Raw genomic sequence first — 24,283 nt, 5'->3', positions numbered from 1 at the left:
TCCGGGAATTATCCCGGATACTTACCCCTGTTCGAATCTTATACTTCTTGACCATGAAGGTAAAATAATTTAAGTCAGAATATTAGGTGTCTAACACACAATCTTTTTATTATCAATATTTACAATCAAATTTATGAAACAATTAATTTTATTTTTTCTGACGTTCTTATTCTGCTTTTCTTTTCAATTGCATGCCCAAGATAGTGGTGAATGGCCGCCCGAGAGTACAGAGTGGTATTATCCGGCACCTCAAAAAGTGAAGCCCGGAATAAATGGCAGTGCCCCTTCCGACGCAATTGTATTATTCGATGGAAGCGATTTCTCGAAATGGACATCTGAAAACGGTGCCCCAGTTGAGTGGAAAATTGTTGATGGAACACTACAGGTAGAACCTGGAACAGGTGGCATTATTACTAAGGAATTCTTTGGCGATTGCCAATTACATATTGAGTTCAGATCGCCCGATCCGGAAAATTATCACGGACAAAACAGGGGAAATAGCGGCATCATGCTTCAACGTCGCTACGAAGTTCAGGTGCTGGATGGCGATAACAACGAAACCTATGTAAACGGCATGGTCGGGAGTATTTACAAACAAAGTGCCCCGGCAGTTAATGCTTATACGAAAAACGGAGAATGGCAAGTTTATGACATCTATTACAAAGCTCCTCGGTTTGGCACAAACGATCAGTTTGAATCTCCGGCTATGATTACTGTTGTTTTGAATGGAATTCTGATTCAGAATAATTTCATTCTTAAAGGACATACACCTTATGTAGGCTTACCAAAATACGAGCCACATGGTCGTTTGCCTCTTTTCCTTCAAGACCATGGAACAAAAGTAGCTTATAGAAACATTTGGATCAGAAACTTATAGGAAATTCTGTCTTAATTTAAAATTCAATATCATGAATACCAATAGAAGAGAGTTCTTAAAAAAGACTTCTGCGTTAACAGCTGGAATAGGATTGTCGTCTGTCATTCCGGCAAAAGCAGTACAAAGTGTTGCTCAAAATTCTTCAAATCAAAAAATTAATCTCGGAGTTATTGGAGTAGGGATGGGATGCCGCGACTTGCAGGGAGCGCTTACGGATAATCCGTTGGTTCATTGTTTGGGGCTGTGCGACGTCAACCAGCTCCGACTTGAAGAGCAGGCTGCGCGTTTAAAAAAAGATTACCCGGAGCAAACATCACAAATGCAGTTATATTCAGACTTCAGAAAACTGCTGAATAACAAAGATATTCATGGAGTAATTATTGCCACTCCCGATCATTGGCATACATATATTTTTGCAGAAGCCTTAAAAGCAGGGAAAGCAATTTACATTGAAAAACCTGTAGCAAACTCAATTGAGGAATGCAATTTACTGATTGATTTGCAGAATAAATACAACGGAATAGTAACTACCGGTTTATGGCAAACCAGCCAACGTTATTTCCAGAAAGCAAACGAAATATTAAAAACCGGTGTTCTTGGCGATGTTTACAAAGTTCAACTGTGGATAAACGAACCAACCGATCCAGTTGCAAAAGTACAGGATACGCAGGTTCCTGATTATATTGATTACGAGATGTGGTTAGGCCCGGCACCCAAACGACCATTTAATAATCATCGTTACTGGAGTTGGCGTACATTTTGGGACTATGGTGGTGGCCAGCAAACCGACTGGGGAGTTCACTGGATTGATTCTGCATTTGACGGATTAGAAGCCTTGGGAATGAATAACAGAACTTATCCTGAATCTGTTTTTTCTTCGGCATATAAACATCCGGAAAGTTTTAATGAAACGCCAAGTTGCCAGACAACTATTTTTAAGTACGATAACTTTCATATCGAATGGACCCAGCAAGTTGCTAAATTGTATAATCGAAACCAGGGTGTGGCCTGGATTGGAAGTAAAGCAACTCTAGTCTGCAACCGCGAAGGGTATGAACTGATTCCTGAGTTAAATCAGGAAAGGGATCCATTGGCAGAGGCCATTCTTTTCAAAGGGAAATTTGAAGATGGAGGTATCGAAGCACATGCGAGCAATTGGTGTCAGTGTATTCGGGAGCAATCAAAAAATACGAACAGTCCTGTTGAAAAAGGGGCGTTTGCCACAATTTTGGCCCACTTGGGGAATATCTCATATCGGTTCGGTTCTTGTGTGTCATATAATCCAACAACAAGAGAAATAATGGATAATTCCAAAGCTAGTAAATACTTACAAACAAAATACAGGGATCCTTGGAAGGTTCCGGTAGTCTGAATTTTAAAAATAAAAAAGCTAGTTTAGATGAGTTAAACGCTTAAAGAGTTATTCAAATAACACTCGGTGTTCCTATGTTTAGTTAGTAAATTGTTTAGTAAAGCTCACTTATGGATGGTATTTCTCCTGACATAGTGGGCTTTTGTTATAATAAAACAAATCTCGAGGTCTATAATAAGTCTTATGTATTAATTTGGACTGTTTTTGCTTTTAAAATGTATCTATCCTACTACGTAGGTCTAAGGTAAAAAAATCGATTTGATTTGTGCCAGTGTTTCCTGATGGCACATTGTATAATTATCCCCAAAAATTAGACAACAAGCATAATTAGAAAATTAATAAACTTGTTGTTATGAAAAGAAGAAAAACTTACACCTCAGGATTTAAAACGAAAGTAGTTCTTGAAGCCTTACAAGAACGAGAGACGATTCAAGAAATCGGGAAAAAGTATGAGCTTCACCCGAATCAGATTTCGACAAGGAAAAGTCAATTTTTAGCTAATGCCAATAGCGTTTTTGAAAAAGGCGTTACCAAAGGCGATGATGAAAAAGAAAAAGATGCCCTTTTTAAAAAAGTTGGTCAGCCTCAAATAGAGAATGATTTCTTAAAAAAAGTATTGGGGAAATAGCTGGTTCCGAGCTCACAAAAAAAGAGACTGTCTCTTTTGAGACGGCCTCTTTTTTTATTGTCGGGGTGAGAAGACTCGAACTTCCGACCCCTTGCACCCCATGCAAGTGCGCTAGCCAACTGCGCCACACCCCGAAAAAATCGACTGCAAAAGTAATAGTTGAAATCTGTTCTGCAAAACTTTTTTGATGAAATTAAAGAATAAAGTTATTAACCTATTATAGTTTTGTTCTATCCATGCTTCATTTTTATTGATTGATTTTGTTGTGTATCAATCCGGATGTTTTATACTTTTGCACATCAAAAAAATACACTGATATGTTTAAACCACTTGATATTAACGAAAAAAATGAAAGCAACTCAACAAATCCCGTTGATGTTGAGCGCGTAAAATGTTTGATAATAGGGTCAGGACCTGCCGGATACACTGCTGCAATTTATGCAGCCCGGGCAAATCTCAGCCCCGTAATGTACGAAGGCCTTCAGCCCGGAGGACAGCTAACCACTACTACTGAGGTAGAAAACTTCCCGGGCTATCCCGAAGGAATTACCGGGCCGGTGATGATGGAAGATTTGAAAAAGCAAGCCGAACGGTTTGGTACTGATATCCGTTGGGGACTGGCAACCAAAGTTGATTTCTCAGGCGATGTTCACAAAGTATGGGTTGACGACAAAAAACTGATTGAAGCAGAATCAGTGATTATTGCAACCGGGGCTACTGCAAAATATCTGGGACTGGAAGACGAAACGAAATATGCCGGAGGTGGCGTTTCAGCATGTGCTACATGCGACGGTTTCTTCTATCGCGGAAAAGATGTTGCAGTTGTTGGAGGTGGAGACACCGCTGCCGAAGAGGCCATTTATCTTGCCGGTTTGTGTAATAAAGTTTACATGATTGTGCGGCGCGATGAGCTTCGTGCTTCCAAAGTGATGGCAGAACGAGTAGCCAAAACACCAAATATTGAAGTGCTGTGGAAACATCAGACCAAAGGACTTGTGGGTGAGAATGGTGTTGTTGAAGGAGCTGTGTTGACTAAAAATAAAGGGGAAGAAGGCGAAGAAGAAGTGAAAATTAAAATTGATGGCTTTTTCCTGGCTATTGGGCACAAACCCAATTCCGACATTTTCAAAGATTATCTTGATACTGACAGCGTGGGTTACATCAAAACGATTCCGGGAACGTCGAAAACAAACATTCCGGGCGTTTTTGCCTGTGGCGATGTGCAGGATTCAATTTACCGGCAGGCTGTTACTGCTGCTGGATCGGGGTGCATGGCGGCTATCGATACAGAACGTTATCTTTCTGAAAAGAATTCATAACAAAATATTGACGCAAATAAAAAAGAGGCTTTTTGAGGCCTCTTTTTTTATGCTTTTTGAAAAATAGAATTGACTACATGTCAACTTCTACTTTTGCAAATTCGGTTTTCGAGTATTTTCCTGATTCCAGTTTTTTGCGTACTTCGTTAAAAGCATGCAAAGTAACTTTTACGTCTTCCAGTGTGTGTACGGCTGTTGGAATGAGTCGCAAAATAAGCTCGCCTTTCGGAATTACCGGGTAAACAACAATGGAACAAAATACGCTGTAATTTTCGCGTAGGTCGTAAACCAGGTTTGTTGCTTCTGCCGGGCCTCCTTTCATGTAAACAGGTGTTACCGGAGAAGTGGTTTTTCCGAGGTCAAATCCTTCTGCTTTTAATCCGGATTGCAATGCATCAACCACAGTCCATAATTTTTCTCTCAGTTCCGGCATGGAGCGCAGCATGTCCAGGCGTTTCAGCGCACCTAAAACCATTGGCATTGGCAATGATTTGGCAAAGGTCTGCGAACGCATATTGTACCTCAGGTAAAAACAAATGTCGGTTTCGCATGCAACAAAGCCACCGATTCCTGCCATTGATTTTGCAAAGGTTCCGAAATGAAGATCTACTTTATCTTCAACCCCAAAATGTTCGGGAGTTCCGGCTCCTGTTTTTCCCATGGTTCCGAAACCGTGAGCATCGTCAACCAGTAGTCTGAATTCGAATTCGTCTTTCAGCTTCACAATTTCGTCCAACTTGCCAAGGTCTCCGGCCATTCCGAAAACACCTTCGGTAATTACCAGAATGCCGCCTTTTTGTTTTTCCGCCAATCTGGTTGCCCTTTCGAGCTGTTTACGAAGATTTTCCATGTTGTTGTGAGGGTAAACAAAACGTTTCCCCATGTGCAGACGAACACCGTCAAGAATGCAGGCGTGTGCTTCCGAGTCATAAACAATTACATCGTTTCGGCCGCAAATGGCATCAATAATAGAAACCATTCCCTGGTAACCATAGTTAAGCAGAAACGCGTCCGGCTTTCCAACAAAAGCCGCCAGTTCCCGTTCCAGCTGCTCGTGTTTCGATGTCTGTCCCGACATCATCCGAGCCCCCATCGGGTAAGCCATCCCATACTGGGCAGCAGCCTCAGCGTCTGCTTTTCTAACCTCCGGGTGGTTTGCCAGCCCCAGGTAATTGTTTAAACTCCAGGTAAGTACTTCCTTGCCTCTGAACTTCATGTGCGCACTTATCTCACCTTCCAGTTTCGGGAAAGCAAAATAGCCGTGTATTTTACTCATATGCTGACCAATGTCTCCCTGGTTAGCTCTGAATTTTTGAAATATATCCACGTCTCGAAAGTTTAAAGATTTAAGATTGCAAATGTAAACTTTTTTAAAACTTTGGCAAATGTGTTAAATTCATCTAATTGACTACATGTGTATTTAAAAAAAGGTTATTTTTGCGCCATGTTTATGAAAAAGAGATTTTTTGTTATAGGATTAATTGTCACGCTGATCGTTTCGGCTTGTGGTGATTACAATAAAATTCTGAAAAGCACCGACTACGAATTCAAATTGAAAAAAGCAGTTGAGTACTACGAAGAAGGCGAATTCGTTAGGGCAGGGAGTCTTTTTCAGGAGCTGGTAAATATCTACCGCGGAACCAGCCGTGCCGACCAGATATATTACTATTATGCTAAGAGTATGATGGGGCAGCGTGATTATTTAATGGCAACCCACTACTTTAAATCTTTGTTGAAAGAGTTTCCCGGAAGCCAGTATTCCGAAGAAGCGCAGTTTATGGTTGGCTATTGCAGTTACCTGCTGTCGCCCAAGCCGCGTCTCGACCAAACGGTTACCAGGGAGGCTATTGAATCTCTTCAGTTATATATAAACCTTTATCCGTATAGCGACAGGGTTGATGAAGCCAACAGGCTGATTGACGAATTGACGGACAAGCTGGTTTACAAATCTTATTTGAATGCCAGGTTGTATTTCGATTTTGAAAATTACAAAGCCGCTGTTGTTGCGCTAAATAACAGCTTGAAAGAATATCCCGACAGCCAGTATCGTGAAGAACTGATGTACATGTTGCTGAAATCAAAATACCTGCTCGCTATAAATAGTGTGGAAGATAAAAAGCAGGAAAGGCTTTCGAGCGCTCTCGATGAATATTTTTCTTTTGTGGACGAGTATCCCGAAAGTAAATACAAAAGGGAAGTGGACAAATTTTACGGCACAGTGGCCGATTTATTGAATTACGACGAACAACAAGAAACAAATATCAATTAGAAAATGGATTATAAAAAGACAAAAGCAGCCCAGTCGACAATACCTCGTAACCTTGACGTTTTGTCGAATGAGACCGGAAATATTTACGAAACAGTGATGATTTTGGCAAAAAGAGCCAATCAGATTTCTTCTGAACTGAAAGAGGAGTTGAACCAGAAGCTGCAGGAATTTGCATCATACACTGATAACCTGGAAGAAATTTTTGAAAACAGGGAACAGATTGAAATTTCCAAGTTTTACGAACGTCTCCCAAAACCTACTCTGATTGCTTTTGAAGAGTTGGAAGAAGGACAGATTTACCACAGAAATCCGGCGCGCGAAAGCAAACAAAACTAGCAGTAAAATACACCCATGAAACTTCAGGGTAAAAAAATAATACTGGGAATTACCGGAAGCATTGCTGCCTACAAGGCAGCTTTTCTTTTAAGGTTACTGGTGAAAGAAGGTGCAGAAGTGCAGGTAGTAATTACTCCTGCCGGCAAAGAATTTATTACACCGGTAACGCTTTCGGCTTTGTCGGGAAAACCGGTAATAAGCGAGTTTTTTGGCGCCAACGACGGCACATGGCACAGTCATGTGGATTTAGGCCTTTGGGCCGACGCCATGCTTGTTGCCCCCGCTACTGCAGCAACTCTGGGGAAAATGGCAAATGGCATTGCAGATAACATGCTGGTAACAACTTACCTTTCGGCCAAGTGCCCGGTTTTTGTTGCCCCTGCAATGGATCTGGATATGTTTCTGCATCCTTCTACCCAGCGAAACATTTCCATTTTAAAAGAGTACGGGAACCGGATTATTGAACCTGCCGTTGGCGAACTGGCCAGCGGGCTGGAAGGAAAAGGGCGAATGCAGGAGCCTGAACATATTTTAAATACGTTGGTTGAGTTCTTCAGCCAAAAAAAAAACTGCTAAATAAGAAATACCTTGTAACAGCGGGGCCAACATTCGAGAAGATCGATCCCGTTCGGTTTATCGGAAATTACTCTTCCGGTAAAATGGGCTATGCCATTGCCGAAGAGCTGGCTGACCATGGAGCAGAGGTAATTCTTGTGTCGGGGCCGGTTACGGTTTCTACGCAGAAAAGCGGCATAAAAGTAATTCCGGTGGAGTCTGCAAAAGAGATGTACGATGTGTGCGTGGCTAATTTCCCTACATGCGACGGAGCCGTAATGTCGGCAGCAGTTGCCGATTTTACCCCGGCAAAACCAGAGGTGCAGAAAACAAAAAGGGGGAAAGAGAACTGGAAGATTGAGTTGACACCTACCATGGATATTGCCGCAGCACTGGGGCAAATGAAAAAGGGCAACCAGATTTTGGTGGGTTTTGCCCTGGAAACCACAAACGAAAAAGCCAACGCCCAAAGCAAGCTCGAAAAGAAAAACCTTGATTTTATTGTGCTGAACTCGCTGAATGACGCCGGGGCCGGTTTTGGGGTAGACACCAACAAGATTACCATCATTAGCAAGGGCAATAAAACAGTCCCTTTTGAGTTAAAATCTAAGAAGGAAGTGGCTGCCGACATTGTAAAAATGATGGGTTCAATTCCCGGATAGCATGCCAGCCATTCCCGCTAAATTTATTACTTTTACCTTTTCAGTGGAGGGGTTTTTATGAAGAAAGTATTTGTATTAATAATAGCATTGTTGTCAGGGGTTGCCGCGTTTGCACAGGAATTTCGCTGCAACGTAACGGTTTCTCACCAGAAAATTCAGGGAGCCAACCGGCAGATGTTCCGAACCATGCAGGCCGATATTTACGAGTTTATGAACAACCGCAAATGGACGGAGCATGTTTATACCTACGACGAAAAAATCAGGTGCAATATTCTTATTCGTCTCGATGAGCAGATTTCGTCCGACGAGTTTCGGGGATCTATCCAGGTGCAGTTAACACGGCCGGTATTTGGCTCGAGTTACGAAACAACGGTGCTCAATATTAAAGACAACGATTTTCGCTGCAAGTACGTTGAGTTCCAGCCACTGGAATTTAACGAAACCTCAAACCGGGACAACCTTACCAATATTCTCGCATTTTACGCCTACATTGTTTTAGGTTTTGATTACGACACTTTCTCGCCGGAAGGCGGAACTCCTTTCTTTGAAAAAGCACAGTCGATTGTGAATAATTCTCAGAATGCAAGTGAAAAAGGATGGAAGGCTTTTGAAAGCGAGCGTAACCGCTACTGGCTGATTGAAAATGTGCTGAATAAATCCTATTCTGATTTCAGAAAATGTATGTATTCCTACCACCGGCAGGGGCTCGATGTAATGGCACAGAAACCCGAAGAAGGCCGTTCAACCATTGCTACTTCGCTTCGCGATATTCAGTCGGTTTTTCGTCGCCGCCCTTCGCTGTACATTCTTCAAATGTTTTTCGATGCCAAGTCTGACGAGATTGTAAACATCTTTTCCAAGTCGTTTCCCGATGAACGAAATCGTGTAGTGGCCATTCTGAATGAGGTTGACCCGTCGAACGGGAGCAAATACAAAAAAATTACAGAAAGCGAAGATTTATAACTGAGTTATGCTGACCAAACTGGCTGTTTCCAATTATGCGCTGATTAGCAATCTGGAGGTGGAATTTCATTCCGGTTTAAATTCGGTTACCGGTGAAACCGGAGCCGGGAAATCCATTATTTTGGGTGCACTCGGACTAATTCTCGGGAACCGTGCCGATTTGTCGGTACTTAAAAAACAGGATGAAAAATGCATTGTCGAAGGGGTTTTTGATGTGAAAAATTACCCGTTGAAACCTTTTTTCGAAGAAAATGATCTCGACTACGACAAGCAGACAATTCTCCGCCGCGAGATTACTCCTGCAGGAAAGTCGCGGGCATTTATTAATGACACCCCGGTAAATCTAAAAACTCTTCGCAGCCTGGGGCTTCAGCTCATCGATATCCATTCGCAGCATCAAAACCTGGAACTGGGCAACCGTCAGTTTCAGCTTAATTTGGTAGATACCGTGGCCGGTTCAGAAAAAGTTCTGGCTGAATACCAAGAAGTCTACCGGATGTATATTTCCCAACAAAAGAAATTGACAGAGCTCGAAGAGAAAAGTGAAAAAGAACGGGCAGATTTGGATTACTGGCAATTTCAGTTTAATCAACTGGATGAAGCTGCGTTGCAAAAAGGAGAGCAGCAAGAGCTGGAAACTGAACTGGAGCAGTTGAACCATGCAGAAGAGATAAAAAGTGTTTTTTCGGAGGTGCAGCAATTGCTCGACGACGAACAGCTTTCGGTGATAAACAATCTGAAAAGCGGGCATAAAAGGCTCGAAAGCATTCAAAATTATATTTCTGAAGTTCCTGCTTTGGCTCAGCGGCTGGAGAGTTGCTTGCTCGAACTGAAGGATATTTTGGATGAGACCGAACAGTTGTCTGAAAATACAGAACACGATCCGGCCCGGATTGAAATTGTTAACGACCGCCTGAACCTGATTTTTAGTCTTCAGCAAAAACACCACGTTGCTTCGGTTGAAGAACTGATTGAGCTGAAAGATTCTTTCGATCGCAAAATTGGTGAGGTGACCGGATACGACGACGAAATAGTTCGCCTGAAAAAAGAACTGGAAAAGCAGCTGGTTGAGCTGAAAAGCAAAGCGAAAGAATTGTCTGCACAGCGTAAAAAAGCGTTTCCTCAAATTGAAAAAGCAGTGCTCAAAGACTTGCATCAATTGGGAATGCCCAAATCACGGCTGGAAGTTGAACACGAAACTTTGCCCGAATTTACGCCGGGCGGTAAAGATGGCGTTTCGTTTTTGTTTAGTGCCAATGTGGATACACCGCCATCTGAAATTTCGAAAGTTGCGTCGGGAGGCGAAATGTCGCGATTGATGCTCGCTATCAAAAATGTTTTGCGTACTTCAAAGGCACTGCCAACAGTGGTTTTCGACGAAATAGATACTGGTATTTCCGGTGAAACTGCCGTTAAAATGGGAAACATTTTGAAGCAGTTTTCTACATCAACCCAGATTATAAATATTACGCACCTGCCACAAATTGCTGCCAAAGGAGATGCGCATTTTATGGTTTATAAGTACGAGAACGAAGGGAAAACATTTACTTCGATTAAACGGCTTAGCGACAGCGAAAGAATTGAGGAACTGGCAAAAATGGTTGGCGGGGAAAAGCTGACAGATGTTACACTGAAAGCTGCGCAGGAGCTGCTGAAAGGATAAAAAAAAGGCCTTCGAAAAGAAGGCCCATTGTATGCAATTGTCTGTTTTTTAAAATCTTTTTTCCTTGATACGGGCTTTTTTCCCGGTACGGCTACGCAGGTAAAACAGCCTTTTGCGGCGAACCTTACCTCTTTTGTTTACTTCAATACCTTCGATAAAAGGTGAAAACATCGGGAAAATTCTTTCCACACCAATATTACCCGACATTTTGCGAACTGTAAATGTTTTAGTATTTCCTTTCCCGTTAATCTGAAGTACAACACCGCGAAAGTTCTGGATACGTTCCTTGTTACCTTCCCGAATCATGTAGCTTACGGTAATGGTATCGCCGGCAGAGAAATCTGGATGTTCTTTTTCTACCTTAAATTCGTTTTCTACTAATTTTATTAAATCCATTTCTGAAATTATTTAATTAAAGTTGGCAATGTATTTCGCTCGTTCGCGAAAAAGAGATTGCATAAAAATCGGCGCAAAAATAACACTTTTTTTCACAAGGCAAATGAAAGGCACTTCATTTATAGCCAAATAATCAAAAAATTACTCAATTACTTTAAAATGATCGCCGGTTTGTTCAACAATTACTTTGTACCACCACTCCGGATATTCCGGGAAGATAGGGTAGGGAGGCATTCCTGTTTCCGTGCGCTCGAACTTTCCGTCTTTTTCCTTTTTTATGTTTCCGTCCAGATACTTAATTAACAGGTATTGCCATAAATTTTCCCAACTGGCAGTAACATTGGTGGCTTCATTTACCGAGAACCGGGTTAAGAAATTTCGTGTTTTTTCTTCTCCTTCTGATTTGTAAAGACCTTCTGCCGCTTTGTCAATTAGCGGAACAAGTATTTCAAAATTATCTTCCAGATTTTTTTGAACTTTTTGCACATCTTTAATCATGTCGCTGTAACGCAAGTATGCAAAATTCGATACCTTGTTGAATGTCCAGAATGCGGAAGTTGCGCTGTAAGTAAGCATGTCGCCGTTTCCTTCTGCAAAACACTCCGGAATTTCGTTAATGCCGCAGTACATGGGTACATAGCAGGTGGCGTAGGTGTCGTCAACGCCAAACCACAGAATTCCTCCAACTGAATTGGGCAGCCAGTTGCGGCTTTGGCTTACAAATGAAAATCCGGTTTGACGCGTAGAAATGGGCCTTTCGTTGCAATACTCCACTGAATCTACCTGCCAGGTAAGTTTTCCAAACCGGTAGGGCATTGCAAACGGACCGGCACCCACATCTTCTGTCATGTCCAGGTCGGTTCCTTCGTAATGGTCGCGCATCATGTTTTGCACATCGCGCAAACTTAATTTTTGGTCTGGTTTTACCCACAAAGGCATTCTATTCGTGGCGTAGTTGGTAGATTTGTCGTGTTTAATAAATCCTTTGGCATAATCTGCATATTTGTCCATCCCACTGGCTACTTTGTTGAAGCCGGCCCAAACACGGGCTTCGCAAAAGCGGGCGCCGCCAAAATCAACCGGGGCGTACACATCTGAAAAACTGAATTCGGCATCGGTACCTTCGTACCAGCCTTTTTCGCGGGCAAAAGAAATTACATCGAGTGAATACATGCAGTTTTCAGAATCGTTTTTTGGGAAAGTAGTAATGCGCGCCTGGTTGGCATGCCCGCTGATGTAACCGTCGGGAATTCTCATAGCAACCCACACTGCGCCCTTTTCTCCTTCTCCTTTTCCAATCAGTTCCATAACCCAAACTTCGTTGGGATCGGCAATGGAGAACGATTCGCCTGAACTGTAATATCCGTATTTTTCAACCAGGTCTGCCATTATTTGAATGGCTTGGCGGGCTGTTTTTGCGCGTTGCAGCGTTACGTAAATCAGGCTGCCGTAATCCATTATGGCGCCGTCCTGACTTCCGAGTTCCTTTCTGCCGCCGTATGTGGTTTCGCCAATAGCCAGCTGAAATTCGTTCATGTTGCCAATTACGCTGTATGTGTGTTTTGGCTGAGGTATTTTGCCGAGGTATTTTCCTGTGTCCCACTCGTAAATGTCGCGCATGGCACCTTCGGGGTGATCCTGCGCCGGCTGGTAATAGAGTTCGCCGTACAAGCTGTGAGAGTCGGCAGCATAAGTGATCATTGTAGAGCCGTCAACCGACGCGCCCCGGGTAACCAAAAAGTTGGTACATCCGTTTGAAACCCGGTAATTTGTTAAAAGGAATACCAGAATTAGTATCCCTGAAACGAAAGGTATTTTTTTCATTTTTTGCACTTTTTTATCGAAAAGGCAAATATAATTATTTCAAAATATCAGATGCTGATTTTTGTTCCCTTTTGGTGTTGCCAGTTGAAACAGTCTGTTGTTTCAATCCGTTTCGCGCATAAGAAAAGGCACCATTATTTTTCTATAAGCAGTTCTCTATTTTTTTCAGAATCTCTTCTATGTTGTTGTCCAAACCAACGGAGAATCTCACCAGTCCGTCTGAGAGTCCCATCTGTTTTTGGACTTCCTGTGGAACTTCGGAAGAAGTACTGTGCCCCGAACAACTGAACAGCGTTTTGAAATAGCCCAGACTTACCGCCAGGTAGCCCACTCCGGCATCCTGCATTTTTCTCATAAAAGCGTTGGCTTTTTTATGCGTTTTTAAATCGATGGCAAGTAAGCCGCCAAACCCGAATTCTTTATTCATTAGCTTTTTGTGCAGCTCGTGTTGCGGGTGTGTTTTTAATCCCGGATAAATCAGTTTTAGTCCTGAATTATTTAGTTTTTCAGCAAGAAAAAGGGCGTTGTAACTGTGCTGTTTCATGCGCAAATGCAATGTGTGCAGATTCTTCAGAATACTAGACGACCGCATCGAGTCGAGTACTGGCCCCAGTAACATGGCCGTTCCGTCGTTTACATTCGACAGTTGGTTGACGAATTCATTGGAAGCACAGATTGCTCCGGCCACGCAGTCGTTTTTTCCGTTTATAAATTTAGTCATGCTGTACACAACAATGTCGGCTCCGTTTCGTGCGGGAGTCATTATCATGGGGGTAAACGTATTGTCCACCATCAGTTTTGCACCGTGTTTGTGGGCAATGTTTGCCAGTTCCGGAATGTCTGAAACCTGCAATAACGGATTGGTTACGCTTTCTGTATAAATTACTTTGGTGTTTGGGCGCATGGCTTTTTCCACCTGTTCGGGGTTGGTAATGTCAACAAATGTAACTTCAATGTTGTACCGCGGCAACCAGTTTTTTAAGAAGGCAAATGTTCCGCCGTAAGTGGTTACGCTGGTTACAATGTGGTCGCCCGAACTGCACAACTGCAACAGAGCGCAGGTAATTGCCGCCATTCCCGATGCAGTTACCCACGCCGATTCTGTGTTTTCCAGAGCAGCCAGTGCGTCGGCCAGGTACTTGTTGCTGGGATTCCAGTGGCGCGAGTACAAAAAGCATCCTTCGGCTTGCCCCAGAAATGTGTCTTCCATGGTTTCTCCCTTAAGAAATGTGAACGTGGAAGAGTCGGTTACAGATGGGTTTACACCGCCGAATTCACCAAATTGTTTTAGCTCGAAAATTTTTGTTGCCGGATTGAAGTTCATTTTCTTTCGTTTTAGTTTGGAGTGAAAATAAACGTATTTGGCAAAATGAAATATGATATTAATTGGGGTTTACCGGAAGGAGATTTTTTTTCATGCCGGGAAAATCACTCCGGAACTGCTGTCTCGTTTTGCACCGGTTACCGAAGCGTAACAATTAATTTCGTTTCGAAAGCGAAGCAAACCCAGAAAAGCAAAAACCAGCGCCTCTTTGTAATTGATAATTTCTGCGGTTGGAATTACAATTTCTGATTTCAGATGTTTTCGGAACTTTTCGATTAAAAATGTATTGAAAGCGCCACCGCCGGTAATTAGCGTTTTCCCTTTTGTCGGCATTGCCCGGGCAATTTGTACAGCAATGTGTTCACATACCGTAGCTAGTTTATCGTGAACAGATAAATCGCAACTGCTTACTATGGGCATGAAATATTCATCCGTCCATTCTCGTCCAAGTGATTTTGGTGGCGATTGTCGATAGAAATTCAATCCATTCAACTTTTCAAGTAATTGGTCGTTGACTGTTCCTGTTCGAGCCAGATCACCATTTTTATCGAAAGGCTTTCCCAGTTTCTGAGCCAAATCATTCAGAATAAAATTTACCGGGCAAATGTCGAATGCAATTCTTTTTCTGTTCTGTTCAAAAGAGATGTTGGCAAAACCGCCAAGATTCAGGCACGATTCGTATTCGGCGAAGAGTAGCCGGTCGCCAACGGGGACAAGCGGAGCGCCCTGCCCGCCCAGTGCCACATCGCCGGTGCGGAAATCTGCCGCTGTGGTAATTCCGGTCTCCACAGCAATGTTTGCCCCATTTCCTGCCTGAAAAGTGAACCCTTTTTCCGGTTGATGAAAAATGGTGTGCCCGTGCGAGGCAATCAAATCCGGCGAAAGTTGGTGCTTTCTTACGAAACGGTTGATCTGTCTTCCCGTGAACTGGCCGTATAAATTATGCAATTCGATCAGTTTTTCTCCGGAGAACACAGGAGCTGTTCGCAATTTTTCCTCCCATTCTTCGGAGTAATTAACGGTTTCTGCTGCTACAACATTGAATTTCCAGCAGTTTTCGGTGCGACGAAATTCAATCGCAGCCAAATCCAGTCCGTCGAGCGAGGTGCCCGACATGGTGCCGATTACCAGCCATTTATTTCCAGAATGAGGCTTCATACGTGCTTTTATTTCCTTTGTAGTCGGTTACTTTTAATTTAAATTGGTGTCGTTTTTCTAGTTCAAAGCGTTCGGCGTCAAAGTAGTGCGTAATTAAACTGGTTTTGGCATCGTATTCAAACAGTGCCCATTTTCCGTCAAGTGTTCCTTCAATTTTGTTTATCCCCGATAAATCGTCGGAAATGCGAAACCGGATGCGCGAACTTTCCGTGATTGCCGCGTTGTTTTTTATGCTGAGCGGAACAATTCGGGGGGGAACCGTGTCCAATGCCACTGCATAATTACCGAACGAACGTATGTCTCCTGAAACCCAGCCATCGTCGTAGTTTCCGCCGGCAGCCGAAATTTTGCCTGAAATTGTATCCACTCTAACAAGTAACGCTTTATCCGAGTATTTCTTCTCCAGCTTTCCTGTTTCTATTGAAAGTGTTGCACTGCTGTGCAGCGGAGTGGTATTTTGGTGAACCACGTGTATTGCCGATAACAATCCCTGTTGCGCCGGCTTTTTGTTCCAGCTAAACTTCACATCGGTATAAAAAGAATTTTCCGGGAAATCAATGCGAATACCTTCTGTCCGAAACCGGTTTGACTCGTTGTATTTTAGAAGTTGGTCAAAAGGAGTTTCTGCAAGGGAGGGCTGCTGCCATTTGCTTTCTGCTTTAAAATCAAGGATCGATGTATTTCCTTGCAAATCTTTCAGCTCAAGCCGCACCTGGTGGATATTCCCGTCAGTAACCCTTAATTGTCCGTTGTTGCGGACATAATCGTAAATGCGAAGTTGGTTGCCGGGGTCAATCCATGTTTTCTGAAAGCGTCGTTTCGAAGTAATATACTCTTCGTAATCAATGTGGCTGTTAATGTACCGGCTCTCCGAAAAGGAGAAACGATCCATTTTGTATGAGTAATACAATTCTCCGTCCCAAAACATGCGGATGGAATACACGCCGCAGCGGTTGTTGGAACCGTCGAAAAAGTCGTTGGACTGAATGCCAAATCCAATTAGTCCGTAAACCGGAATTACCGGATTGTTTTGTATCTGGTATTTCCCATCGACAAAAACCACAGGAAACGTTTTCTTTTGCTCCCGGTAATCCACATGCCCGTATTCGTTCAGAGGTTCAATCATCAGAGCGTATATACGCGGCGGAGTGCTGTCTTTTATCGGGAAAGGATAATGCAGCGGATTCATCGGCTCTTCTGTTTCGGAATCCCTGATTTCAAAATGAAGGTGGGGGCCACCGGAACTGCCGGTGTTTCCGCTGAGCGCAATCATTTCCCCCTTTTTTACGCTGAACATATCTTTCGGAATTTGCAAATCAACCCTAAAAGATTCTCGGTCGTACTGACTGTTTTTTACGTAATTGGCAATGTCATCCCGAAAACTTTTTAAATGCCCGTAAACCGATGTGGTTCCGTTTGCGTGTCTGATGTATAACGCATGCCCGAAACCGCTTGGCGACACTGCAATTCGGGCAATATATCCGGCGTCAACAGCGTAAATCGGTATTCCTGTTACGCCCTGGGTTTTTATGTCGATTCCCGAATGAAAATGATTGCTGCGTAACTCTGCAAAACTTCCGCTTAAAAACATCGGAATTTTTACGGGATTTGCGTATTCATGCGTTTGTCCCAGGGCTGATAATGATAAAAACAAAAGAAAAAATATTGTTATTTGCTTCATGTGAATCTTTCTAAAGCAGGCAAAATTAAGAAATTCCGAACCATCCTTCAAATAAGGCCTGTGCATTATTTTTCGCATAATTTTACAAACGCTTTCCCAAAAGGTTAAAAATATTAACTTTGTCCGTGAATTGCAGCAAAAATGACCCAAGAAGATCGTTTGCTTTTGAATGAGTTGAGAGCCAATGTGCAACGGCTGTTTCAGGAATATGAAAAACTGAAAACTGAAAACGAAATGCTACAGGGGAATAATTCTGTTTTAACACAGGAGATTGCCCGGCTTGAGCAAGACAGAGCAGATTTGAAACGGGAAATTGATAAGATGAAAATTGCCAACCGCATTCTTGCCGGAAACGATGAGGGCGGAGAAGCAAAAAAGAGAATAAATACATTAATACGGGAAATTGATAAATGTATCGCATTACTCAATAAGTAATGAACGGTGAATAAAGAACAATTAAAAATAAATATCCGAATAGAAGGACGGGCTTACCCGCTGACTATTAAAAGAAGTGATGAGGAGAGGCACCGGATAGCTGCAAAGAAGGTGAACGATACGGTAAAAAAATACCGTGAGTTTTTTCGCGATAAAGATGCGCAGGATATATTGGCAATGGCCGCTTTTGAAATAGCGCTAAACCATACAGAGCTGATGCAGCGTGAAAATAAGTCTCTTTTTATGGACGGATTGAAGGATTTGAACGACGATATTTCAGATTTTCTGAAAGAAAGTATTGGGAAATAAAGGAATTAGAGAGTTATATATTTATCAAGAAACCCGTATTGAATTGCTTTGGTTAAACAAAGTGGTTTTATACGGGTTTTTTATAGTCAATAATTAAAATAAATGTAATGGATTGGATACAAATACTGATAGGGTTCGCTGCCGGATTTTTAGGAGGCGGAACCGTGGCATATTATATCTGGGACAAGGCTTTAAAGAAAAAGAGCCGGAAAATTGTTAGTGAAGCCAAAAGTGAAGGCGAAGTAATTAAAAAGGATAAAATTCTTCAGGCAAAAGAAAAGTTTTTGCAGCTAAAAGGCGAACATGAAAAATTTATCCAGGAAAAGAACAACAAAATCAACCAACTGGAAAACAAGCTGAATCAGCGTGAATCCAGTATTAATCAGAGACGCGACGAACTTCAGAAAAATGTTCGCGAATTTGAGGCCACAAAAAAAGAGACAGAAGCCATCCGCGAAAACCTGAATATGCAGTTGCAGCGTGTGGAACATAAAAGTGAAGAACTGGACAAACTGCATCGTCAGAACCTTGAAAAACTGGAGCAACTTTCCGGTTTGTCAGCAGAAGAAGCTAAAGCACAGTTGGTCGAATCGTTAAAAGACGAAGCTAAATCTGAGGCTGTCGCTTACGTTAACGAAATTATGGAAGAAGCCCGTCAGACGGCCAATAAAGAGGCCAAGAAGATTGTGGTGAAATCTATTCAGCGCGTGGCTACCGAAACGGCTGTTGAAAACGCAGTTACCATTTTCCATATTGAGAGCGACGAAATTAAAGGACGGATTATCGGTCGTGAAGGACGAAATATTCGTGCTTTGGAAGCTGCAACCGGTGTGGAAATTGTAGTGGACGATACTCCCGAAGCCATTGTGCTTTCGGCATTTGACCCGGTACGCAGGGAAATTGCACGCTTGGCATTGCACCAGTTGGTAACCGACGGACGTATTCACCCTGCCCGTATCGAAGAAGTGGTCGGAAAAGTTAAAAAGCAGGTAGAAGAAGAGGTGATAGAAACAGGGAAACGTACTGCTATTGATTTGGGAATTCATGGCCTGCATCCGGAGCTAATTCGGTTGATTGGTAAAATGAAGTACCGCTCGTCCTACGGACAGAATTTGTTGCAGCACTCAAGGGAAGTAGCCAATCTTTCTGCTATTATGGCATCGGAACTGGGGCTGAACCCAAAACGGGCAAAACGTGCCGGGTTGTTGCATGATATTGGTAAAGTGCCCGACGATGAGCCGGAATTGCCGCACGCCGTTTACGGGATGAAACTGGCAGAAAAGTACAAGGAAAAGCCGGATATTTGCAATGCAATTGGCGCTCACCACGATGAAGTAGAGATGGAAACATTGCTCGCACCTATTGTTCAGGTTTGTGATGCTATTTCCGGTGCCCGTCCGGGTGCCCGTCGCGAAGTGGTTGAATCGTATATCAAAAGGTTGAAAGACCTGGAAGATTTGGCTCTGTCGTATCCCGGAGTTACAAAAACTTACGCTATTCAGGCAGGACGTGAGCTTCGTGTAATTGTTGGTTCTGATAAAATGAGCGATCAGGAAGCAGAACAACTTTCTTACGACATTTCAAAACGAATTCAGGACGAAATGACTTACCCTGGGCAGATAAAAATTACGGTTATCCGCGAAACCCGTGTGGTGAGCTACGCTAAGTAAAAAACTGAATATTTAGAAAAGATATTAAGCCTTCCGGAAACGGAAGGCTTTTTTGTTGGAGATAATCCGTCACCTGTATTTTTAGTTGGAAAAGAAATATTGTAAGCTTTCAGAAATTAGAATTACTTTTACCTGAATAATAAAAAAAAAGATGAAACTACTTGGGAACATTATCTGGCTGATTTTTGGAGGCTTTGCCATTTTTCTGGAGTACGTCCTCGCAGGGCTGGCGCTTTGTATTACTATCGTCGGCATTCCTTTCGGCATTCAATCAATAAAACTGGGTATATTGGCACTGTGGCCATTCGGAAAGAAGATTGAGTACATGGATTATGCCCCGGGGTGTTTGTCAACCGTCATGAATATTTTATGGCTGATTATCGGGGGAATATGGATTGCACTGACTCACCTGTTTTTTGGGGTGTTGCTTTTTATTACAATCATCGGAATTCCGTGGGGAAAACAGCATTTTAAGATGGTTTCGCTGGCATTTACCCCGTTTGGCAGAAGAATAGTTTGAGCTGCATTTGGTCCGTTGCGCGAAGTCCGGGATATTTGCAACGACAGAGTTTTATGTTTTGGTTCATTCTAAAACAAGGCACCTCTGGAATTTTGAAGCAAATGAAGAAAAAAAAGAGGGCTGCTCGACATGGAACAGCCCTCTTTAATTCTATAACCTGTTGATTACAGGGTGCTTTTTGCATAGCCTGTTATCTTTTTGTTCTCTTTCGTGTTTTACGAAATAATATCATTCTTTCAATCAACTTTGCACTTCTGCTGCTTTTATTATGGCAGCGTATAAACCAGTGCACCTTTTGTATATTATAAATGATTTGGTGTTAAGGTTTTTTGTTTTCCAGCCTTGATAAATAGCGTTCTTTGGCCTCTTCAGGATCTTCTCCTGCTTCCACATAGATACGTGTTCTGGAGTTGATTACTATTTCCTGCATGGCTTTCAGATCCGGAGATTTAAAACTGCTGTGCTTCTTTTCAAACATGTCTCATCCTTTCATTTAATATTAAAAAATTACAGGCATTGGTTTCAATGCCGTTTATTGTTTATTAAGAGATAGATTTGTTGTCAGATTGAGGGGGTAAATAATCCCTGGTTCCACAAATATACATTAAATATTTGAAAAAGAGGAATTACCGGAGTGAATACTTCCGGAATCAGGGGCTATTTAATATTGAACAGTTGCCTGTTTGGTCTGCGTTATTCTTTTACACGTCCGGGGTCTCGACGGTTTTTCCCTGCAAATCCGGTAATGTCGTCGCCCAGGTCATTCCTGGCTTCTTGAGCTATTTTTTCCAGCTTTTCTACAATTTCCGGATGCTCTTCAATCAGGTTGTACCTTTCTCCCGGATCCCGTCTGAGATCGTACAGGCCTGCTTCGTGGGGAAAGTTTTCGTTGACTTTCCCAGGCTGCCCGTCTGCTCCCGGAGTGTATTCCAGGTATGTTCTTCCCGGATGAGGGAAAACCAGTTTCCATTGACCGTCCTGAACAGCTTCCAGACTATTTCTACGGTAATAATACCAGAAGTTTTTGCGTGGCGGCTCATTCGTTTCGCCTTTGATTAACGAAAGTATGCTCACGCCGTCAATTTTTTTCTTTGGCAGGGGAGCAGCCGCAATTTCTGCAACGGTAGGAAGAATATCAATTCCGGAAACCAGGTTGTTGTTAACGGTGCCCGGCGCAATTGTCTCTTTCCAGTACATCAGGCACGGTACGCGTTGTCCTCCTTCAAAAGAAGTACCTTTGCCTTCCCTGAGTCCGCCGGTGCTCCCTGCGTGGTTGCCATAGTTTATCCACGGTCCGTTGTCAGACGTGAAAATGACCAGTGTATTTTCTTCCAGCCCGGTTTCTTTTAAAGTTTGAATAACTTGCCCTACGCTCCAGTCGATTTCCATCATTACATCGCCGTAAAGGCCCTGTTCCGATTTTCCTTCGAATTTATCTGAAACAAATAGCGGAACATGTGGCATGGGGTGTGCGAGGTAAATGAAAAAAGGATTTTGCGTGTTGTTTTTAATGAAAGAAACCGTGCGCTCGGTAAATTCAGTTGTGAATTTTTTTTGGTCGTCCGGAGTTACTGCCGGATTAACAATGGTTTCGTTTTCGAACAACGGAAGGTCTGGAAATGCGCCCGGTCCTAGCGGATGAAAAGGCCACATGTCGTTGGAATACGGAATCCCGTAAAATTCATCAAACCCATGACGCGTAGGCAAAAATTGTTCCTGCACGCCCAGGTGCCATTTGCCAAAAATTGCTGTTTTGTATCCTTTTGCTTTCAATACCTCGGCAAGTGTTTCTTCTTTTTCTGAGATTCCTGTTTTAGAAGCATGACTGAGTGCTCCGGCAAATCCAATCCGGTTGGGATAACATCCTGTTAAAAGACCGGCGCGTGAGGCACTACACACCGCTTGTGGTGCATAGTAATGTGAGAAAAATATGCCTTGTGCTGCCATTTGATCCAGGTTTGGAGTCTGATAACCGATGGCTCCTGTCTGGGTTAAATCTCCGTATCCCATGTCGTCGATGTAAATAACCACAAAGTTTGTCGGCTTTGACTGGCTCTCCGACGATTTGTTGGAGCATGATGTGGCGAGAATTAACAGAGAAATGAATAACCCAAATCCGGCAGATTTGAATTGGATACAGGAAAGATTGCTCATAGTAATAGTATTATTCGATATGAAACGTCAGTTGATTTAAATACAGCTTAGAAAATAATTTCGTATAAAACTATGAACAAATCTGTATGAATCAAACAAAAAGCAACTTACTTTTTCTGATAAATTTTGTTTCGGTAGTTTTGGGAAGATGGCGAGTTGGATTCTTGGTTTTTTGTAGAGAAAAAAATGGCTGATATCATGTTTTCATGCACTTGATATCAGCCACTCGTTTTTTGTTGGATGTGTTTGTTATTTAGTGGCAGCAATAACTCCCCTGAAATAACCAATTGATTCGGCAATTCCCATAAACGGGTTGTCCATATTTTTTTCGTGTTCGAGACTGCAAACGCCAGTGTATTTTACTTTGCGTAGCATTTTTACAAATGCAGGAATGTCAATAATTCCCCGGCCTATTTCAACCGAGTATCCCAACTTTGTATCTCCTGTTACATCTTTAATATGAATGTCGAAAACCCGGGTGTGGTACTTCTTCAGGTCAGCAACCGGGTCTTTCCCGTTGCGGGTATCGTGGCCAATGTCAAGACACATGCCAATACGCGGGTCAAGGTCTTTTACGCTTTTCCATACATTTTCTGCATCGGGAAAAAGTTCGATGTCGGGGCCGTGAAGATGAATTGCATAATTGAAATCGTACTCTTTAACTTTTTTGTCGACATAGGGTAGAAGTTCATAGGTCGGGACTCCAACAATAAGTTTTACGCCAACCCTTTTTGCATAGTCAAATGCGCGGTCAATTTCTTCCTCTGTTTTCATGTAAATTGGACCAACAGCGTAACCTTTAATGTTTTTAGCTTTTAGTTTTGCATGAAAATCAGCAATCTCTTTGTCGGTGCTGGTGAATGGAAGGTGAAAATCCTTTATGCACAGGTAATGCACATCAGCCTTTTGGAGTGTTTCAAGTGTTTTGTCCAAGTCAAATTTCACAAAGGTATACCCTGCAACACCAAGTTTAAACAATTCGTTTGTCTCAGGAGGCAGTTGTTCTCCCGGACGTTCCTGGCTCTGCACTGTTGCCGAAAATAACAGCAGGAGCGCAGAGATAATAATGGATAGGTTTTTCATGTTTTTTATTTTGAAAATCGATTTAAAAATTTGAATGTGCAAGATATTCTAAATAGCAGAAAAATCAACATAAACTATTTGAAAATCTTAATGAATTCCCTGTCTTGCGTGGCGTGTAAAAGTTTTGTCAGAAGCATTTTTTTGCTCACAACAGTAAAGGCCGCATGGCCCAGTTTGCCTTTTTTTGTTGTGTTTCTGTTAAAGTAAGTAATAGAAGTAGTGTTTCGGGATAAAGTTTTAGTTGATGTCTGTTTCTTAATTTTTTGCTAATTTTTTATTATTATTTATTTCTTTTTATATATGTTTGTTGTGTTTTAAGAAGATAAAAAGAAAGAAAAAGAAATGTTAGTAAGATATTTCTTTCGTTTTAAAGATAATTTAAGGGAATAGGGATTTATGAAAAGAGAAGGTCTTTCGGGTGAGATAGGTTCGGGCAACTACGCGAGTGATATATTGGTAATCGGGGGCGGCGCCACCGGCCTGGGAGTGGCAGTAGATGCTGCCTCTCGGGGGTACCGGGTGGTGTTGCTAGAGCAGGACGATTTTGCAAAAGGGACATCCAGTCGGAGTACCAAGTTGGTTCACGGCGGAGTTCGTTACCTGGCGCAGGGCGATGTTCGTTTAGTGGTAGAAGCACTGCGCGAACGTGGGCGTATGCGCCGCAATGCTCCGCATTTGGTTCGCGATATGCGTTTTATCATCGGGAACTACAAATGGTGGGAACGCCCGTTTTACACCATTGGGCTGACGTGCTACGATTTGCTGGCCGGCAAACTTGGGCTGGGCCGCTCATTGCCACTCTCCGGCAAACGGGTGAGAAGTGAAATCCCCGGGTTGAAACAAGATGGTTTGATGGGAGGAGTAGTATACCACGACGGGCAGTTTGATGATTCCCGGATGGCGATAACCCTGGCACAGACCGCTTTTGATTACGGAGGCATTTGCATGAACTATGTTCGGGTAGAAGGGCTGGAAAAAGACAAAGGTGGACGTATTTGTGGCGTGCATGCAGTGGATAAACTGAGTGGCGAGAAATTTACGGTGCATAGCCGGGTGGTGGTCAATGCCACCGGCGTATTTATCGA

At 42.7% G+C, this 24,283-nt stretch carries 24 protein-coding genes and 1 tRNA gene; 15 read left to right on the top strand and 10 right to left on the bottom strand.

Annotation, left to right across the window (positions count from 1 at the left end; genetic code table 11):
- Positions 1–133: 133 nt before the first annotated feature.
- The 3 genes from BUB08_RS06180 to BUB08_RS06170 all read left to right on the top strand — a co-directional run bounded on the left by BUB08_RS06180 (position 134) and on the right by BUB08_RS06170 (position 2,877).
- Complete coding sequence (locus BUB08_RS06180; RefSeq protein ID WP_072999964.1) at positions 134–877, top strand: 3-keto-disaccharide hydrolase; 744 nt, start codon at positions 134–136, stop codon at positions 875–877.
- A 31-nt stretch (positions 878–908) separates the two neighbouring features.
- Positions 909–2,249: a Gfo/Idh/MocA family protein gene (locus tag BUB08_RS06175; protein ID WP_072999962.1), complete on the top strand. Its 1,341-nt coding sequence runs from the start codon at positions 909–911 to the stop codon at positions 2,247–2,249.
- Between the two features lie 352 nt (positions 2,250–2,601).
- Positions 2,602–2,877 (top strand): transposase, encoded by a 276-nt coding sequence (locus BUB08_RS06170; RefSeq protein WP_072999960.1) that lies wholly within the window; start codon positions 2,602–2,604, stop codon positions 2,875–2,877.
- Positions 2,878–2,937: 60 nt separating this feature from the next.
- On the opposite strand, the gene BUB08_RS06165 is transcribed toward BUB08_RS06170, so the two are convergent.
- A tRNA-Pro gene (locus BUB08_RS06165) sits at positions 2,938–3,011 on the bottom strand.
- 183 nt (positions 3,012–3,194) lie between these two features.
- Between BUB08_RS06165 and trxB the strand changes: the two genes are divergently transcribed.
- On the top strand, positions 3,195–4,196 hold the full coding sequence (trxB, locus tag BUB08_RS06160) for a thioredoxin-disulfide reductase (RefSeq protein ID WP_083570617.1): 1,002 nt from the start codon (positions 3,195–3,197) through the stop codon (positions 4,194–4,196).
- 73 nt (positions 4,197–4,269) lie between these two features.
- Here trxB and BUB08_RS06155 read toward each other — a convergent pair whose 3' ends face one another.
- Positions 4,270–5,523, bottom strand: a complete 1,254-nt coding sequence (locus BUB08_RS06155; protein ID WP_072999958.1) for an aminotransferase class I/II-fold pyridoxal phosphate-dependent enzyme — start codon at positions 5,521–5,523, stop codon at positions 4,270–4,272.
- A 123-nt stretch (positions 5,524–5,646) separates the two neighbouring features.
- On the opposite strand from BUB08_RS06155, the gene BUB08_RS06150 reads away from it, so the two are divergent.
- Genes BUB08_RS06150 through recN form a run of 6 tightly spaced genes read left to right on the top strand, consistent with a single transcriptional unit; the run spans position 5,647 to position 10,644 of the window.
- Complete coding sequence (locus tag BUB08_RS06150; protein WP_073000814.1) at positions 5,647–6,465, top strand: outer membrane protein assembly factor BamD; 819 nt, start codon at positions 5,647–5,649, stop codon at positions 6,463–6,465.
- Between the two features lie 3 nt (positions 6,466–6,468).
- A complete protein-coding gene (locus BUB08_RS06145; protein WP_072999957.1) occupies positions 6,469–6,801 on the top strand; it encodes a DNA-directed RNA polymerase subunit omega in 333 nt (110 codons plus the stop codon).
- A 15-nt stretch (positions 6,802–6,816) separates the two neighbouring features.
- Complete coding sequence (locus tag BUB08_RS20600; protein ID WP_245820176.1) at positions 6,817–7,377, top strand: flavoprotein; 561 nt, start codon at positions 6,817–6,819, stop codon at positions 7,375–7,377.
- The gene (locus tag BUB08_RS20595; protein WP_317041212.1) at positions 7,371–8,018 is read left to right on the top strand and encodes a phosphopantothenoylcysteine decarboxylase; all 648 of its coding nucleotides are present in this window, start codon (positions 7,371–7,373) and stop codon (positions 8,016–8,018) included. The genes BUB08_RS20600 and BUB08_RS20595 overlap by 7 nt, the downstream gene beginning before the upstream one ends.
- Positions 8,019–8,075: 57 nt before the next feature.
- On the top strand, positions 8,076–8,981 hold the full coding sequence (porD, locus tag BUB08_RS06135; protein ID WP_072999955.1) for a type IX secretion system protein PorD: 906 nt from the start codon (positions 8,076–8,078) through the stop codon (positions 8,979–8,981).
- Positions 8,982–8,988: 7 nt separating this feature from the next.
- On the top strand, positions 8,989–10,644 hold the full coding sequence (recN, locus tag BUB08_RS06130; RefSeq protein ID WP_072999953.1) for a DNA repair protein RecN: 1,656 nt from the start codon (positions 8,989–8,991) through the stop codon (positions 10,642–10,644).
- A gap of 48 nt (positions 10,645–10,692) precedes the next feature.
- Here the strand turns inward: recN and rplS are convergent, their stop codons facing one another.
- From rplS to BUB08_RS06105, 5 genes are all read right to left on the bottom strand, one after another.
- Positions 10,693–11,040, bottom strand: coding sequence for a 50S ribosomal protein L19 (rplS, locus tag BUB08_RS06125; RefSeq protein WP_072999951.1), 348 nt, complete (start codon positions 11,038–11,040; stop codon positions 10,693–10,695).
- Positions 11,041–11,181: 141 nt separating this feature from the next.
- Entirely contained in the window at positions 11,182–12,864 is a 1,683-nt protein-coding gene (locus BUB08_RS06120) for a dipeptidase (protein ID WP_072999949.1), read from the bottom strand.
- Between the two features lie 142 nt (positions 12,865–13,006).
- Positions 13,007–14,188: an aminotransferase class V-fold PLP-dependent enzyme gene (locus tag BUB08_RS06115; RefSeq protein ID WP_072999947.1), complete on the bottom strand. Its 1,182-nt coding sequence runs from the start codon at positions 14,186–14,188 to the stop codon at positions 13,007–13,009.
- A 90-nt stretch (positions 14,189–14,278) separates the two neighbouring features.
- Positions 14,279–15,346, bottom strand: coding sequence for an anhydro-N-acetylmuramic acid kinase (locus BUB08_RS06110; protein ID WP_072999945.1), 1,068 nt, complete (start codon positions 15,344–15,346; stop codon positions 14,279–14,281).
- On the bottom strand, positions 15,324–17,027 hold the full coding sequence (locus BUB08_RS06105; protein ID WP_175549961.1) for a M23 family metallopeptidase: 1,704 nt from the start codon (positions 17,025–17,027) through the stop codon (positions 15,324–15,326). Before BUB08_RS06105 ends, BUB08_RS06110 begins: the two co-directional genes overlap by 23 nt.
- Positions 17,028–17,168: 141 nt before the next feature.
- Between BUB08_RS06105 and BUB08_RS06100 the strand changes: the two genes are divergently transcribed.
- The 4 genes from BUB08_RS06100 (at position 17,169) to BUB08_RS06085 (ending at position 19,961) form a co-directional block, all read left to right on the top strand.
- Entirely contained in the window at positions 17,169–17,462 is a 294-nt protein-coding gene (locus BUB08_RS06100) for a hypothetical protein (protein ID WP_072999943.1), read from the top strand.
- A 6-nt stretch (positions 17,463–17,468) separates the two neighbouring features.
- Entirely contained in the window at positions 17,469–17,771 is a 303-nt protein-coding gene (locus tag BUB08_RS06095) for a cell division protein ZapA (protein ID WP_072999941.1), read from the top strand.
- A 107-nt stretch (positions 17,772–17,878) separates the two neighbouring features.
- A complete protein-coding gene (rny, locus tag BUB08_RS06090) occupies positions 17,879–19,441 on the top strand; it encodes a ribonuclease Y (protein ID WP_072999940.1) in 1,563 nt (520 codons plus the stop codon).
- A gap of 151 nt (positions 19,442–19,592) precedes the next feature.
- Positions 19,593–19,961 carry a YccF domain-containing protein gene (locus BUB08_RS06085; RefSeq protein WP_072999938.1) on the top strand — a complete coding sequence of 123 codons (369 nt, stop codon included), beginning with the start codon at positions 19,593–19,595 and terminating at the stop codon, positions 19,959–19,961.
- 319 nt (positions 19,962–20,280) lie between these two features.
- Here the strand turns inward: BUB08_RS06085 and BUB08_RS20335 are convergent, their stop codons facing one another.
- The 3 genes from BUB08_RS20335 to BUB08_RS06075 form a co-directional block, all read right to left on the bottom strand.
- Positions 20,281–20,439 carry a hypothetical protein gene (locus BUB08_RS20335; protein ID WP_175549960.1) on the bottom strand — a complete coding sequence of 53 codons (159 nt, stop codon included), beginning with the start codon at positions 20,437–20,439 and terminating at the stop codon, positions 20,281–20,283.
- Positions 20,440–20,654: 215 nt separating this feature from the next.
- Positions 20,655–22,115, bottom strand: a complete 1,461-nt coding sequence (locus BUB08_RS06080) for a sulfatase family protein (protein WP_072999936.1) — start codon at positions 22,113–22,115, stop codon at positions 20,655–20,657.
- Positions 22,116–22,364: 249 nt separating this feature from the next.
- Positions 22,365–23,198 (bottom strand): sugar phosphate isomerase/epimerase family protein, encoded by an 834-nt coding sequence (locus tag BUB08_RS06075; protein WP_073000810.1) that lies wholly within the window; start codon positions 23,196–23,198, stop codon positions 22,365–22,367.
- Between the two features lie 396 nt (positions 23,199–23,594).
- Here BUB08_RS06075 and BUB08_RS06070 point away from each other — a divergent pair.
- On the top strand, positions 23,595–24,283 hold a 689-nt coding region (locus tag BUB08_RS06070), incomplete at its 3' end, for a glycerol-3-phosphate dehydrogenase/oxidase (protein WP_139249629.1).

This window comes from Mariniphaga anaerophila (genome assembly GCF_900129025.1).
Lineage (GTDB): Bacteria > Bacteroidota > Bacteroidia > Bacteroidales > Prolixibacteraceae > Mariniphaga > Mariniphaga anaerophila.
The sequence above is the reverse complement of the archived record's forward strand: the minus strand, read 5'-3'. Positions and strand labels throughout refer to the sequence as shown.

Bases quoted from the DNA above. Each gene is read 5' to 3' on its own strand.
- BUB08_RS06150 (WP_073000814.1), top strand. From the start codon at position 5,647: ATGAAAAAGAGATTTTTTGTTATAGGATTAATTGTCACGCTGATCGTT.
- BUB08_RS06180 (WP_072999964.1), top strand. From the start codon at position 134: ATGAAACAATTAATTTTATTTTTTCTGACGTTCTTATTCTGCTTTTCT.
- rplS (WP_072999951.1), bottom strand. From the start codon at position 11,040: ATGGATTTAATAAAATTAGTAGAAAACGAATTTAAGGTAGAAAAAGAA.
- BUB08_RS06080 (WP_072999936.1), bottom strand. From the start codon at position 22,115: ATGAGCAATCTTTCCTGTATCCAATTCAAATCTGCCGGATTTGGGTTA.
- BUB08_RS06115 (WP_072999947.1), bottom strand. From the start codon at position 14,188: ATGAACTTCAATCCGGCAACAAAAATTTTCGAGCTAAAACAATTTGGT.
- BUB08_RS06170 (WP_072999960.1), top strand. From the start codon at position 2,602: ATGAAAAGAAGAAAAACTTACACCTCAGGATTTAAAACGAAAGTAGTT.
- BUB08_RS06100 (WP_072999943.1), top strand. From the start codon at position 17,169: ATGACCCAAGAAGATCGTTTGCTTTTGAATGAGTTGAGAGCCAATGTG.
- BUB08_RS06075 (WP_073000810.1), bottom strand. From the start codon at position 23,198: ATGAAAAACCTATCCATTATTATCTCTGCGCTCCTGCTGTTATTTTCG.
- BUB08_RS06145 (WP_072999957.1), top strand. From the start codon at position 6,469: ATGGATTATAAAAAGACAAAAGCAGCCCAGTCGACAATACCTCGTAAC.
- BUB08_RS20600 (WP_245820176.1), top strand. From the start codon at position 6,817: ATGAAACTTCAGGGTAAAAAAATAATACTGGGAATTACCGGAAGCATT.
- BUB08_RS06175 (WP_072999962.1), top strand. From the start codon at position 909: ATGAATACCAATAGAAGAGAGTTCTTAAAAAAGACTTCTGCGTTAACA.
- rny (WP_072999940.1), top strand. From the start codon at position 17,879: ATGGATTGGATACAAATACTGATAGGGTTCGCTGCCGGATTTTTAGGA.
- trxB (WP_083570617.1), top strand. From the start codon at position 3,195: ATGTTTAAACCACTTGATATTAACGAAAAAAATGAAAGCAACTCAACA.
- porD (WP_072999955.1), top strand. From the start codon at position 8,076: ATGAAGAAAGTATTTGTATTAATAATAGCATTGTTGTCAGGGGTTGCC.
- BUB08_RS06110 (WP_072999945.1), bottom strand. From the start codon at position 15,346: ATGAAGCCTCATTCTGGAAATAAATGGCTGGTAATCGGCACCATGTCG.
- BUB08_RS06120 (WP_072999949.1), bottom strand. From the start codon at position 12,864: ATGAAAAAAATACCTTTCGTTTCAGGGATACTAATTCTGGTATTCCTT.
- BUB08_RS20335 (WP_175549960.1), bottom strand. From the start codon at position 20,439: ATGTTTGAAAAGAAGCACAGCAGTTTTAAATCTCCGGATCTGAAAGCC.
- recN (WP_072999953.1), top strand. From the start codon at position 8,989: ATGCTGACCAAACTGGCTGTTTCCAATTATGCGCTGATTAGCAATCTG.
- BUB08_RS06085 (WP_072999938.1), top strand. From the start codon at position 19,593: ATGAAACTACTTGGGAACATTATCTGGCTGATTTTTGGAGGCTTTGCC.
- BUB08_RS06105 (WP_175549961.1), bottom strand. From the start codon at position 17,027: ATGAAGCAAATAACAATATTTTTTCTTTTGTTTTTATCATTATCAGCC.